Below are 493 nucleotides of genomic sequence, written 5' to 3' on the forward strand. Positions count from 1 at the left end.
GCGCTCAAGGCTGTGTTGTAAATACGAGTATCATCCATAGCTCCCTGAAGACCCCTATATCCGCCGTTCCCTGCCCCTATGGTCAGTGTCAATGCATTTATCGATATCGAAGGAGAAGAGGAAATTACTTTGGTGTTATTCTCAACCCCATTGATGTATAATCTAATAGTAGATCCATCATAGCTTACCGCCACATGCATCCAAGTAGTGCCATTGGACGGGTAGGAAGCCTGAGAATCGATCCTATAGCTATTGCCCGAGGTTTGCTGATTGAACCGGAAGAAGAGTTTACCGCTACTCGAAAGGGAAAGCTCGTAACCGTCTGTTGCTCCATGTTCTGCCTTCTTGATAAGATATTGGGTTCCCATTTTTTCAGGCCGGATCCAAGTCGCAATCGTAATAGAATTGCTAATATCCAAAGAGGCGTTGTCTGCAGCAGTGGCATATTGACTAGAACCATTAAACCTTAGTCCTTGCTCGAGAACTCCCGTAA

Annotated in this window: 1 protein-coding gene; it reads right to left on the reverse strand. The window is 45.4% G+C overall.

Going from position 1 to position 493, the window contains the following annotated elements:
- Positions 1–493 (reverse strand): LamG domain-containing protein (locus tag ON07_RS13805; protein ID WP_010232645.1); only part of this gene is annotated, 493 nt, incomplete at both ends.

The sequence above is a fragment of the Gillisia marina genome, assembly GCF_000258765.1.
In the GTDB taxonomy this organism is placed as follows: domain Bacteria; phylum Bacteroidota; class Bacteroidia; order Flavobacteriales; family Flavobacteriaceae; genus Gillisia; species Gillisia marina.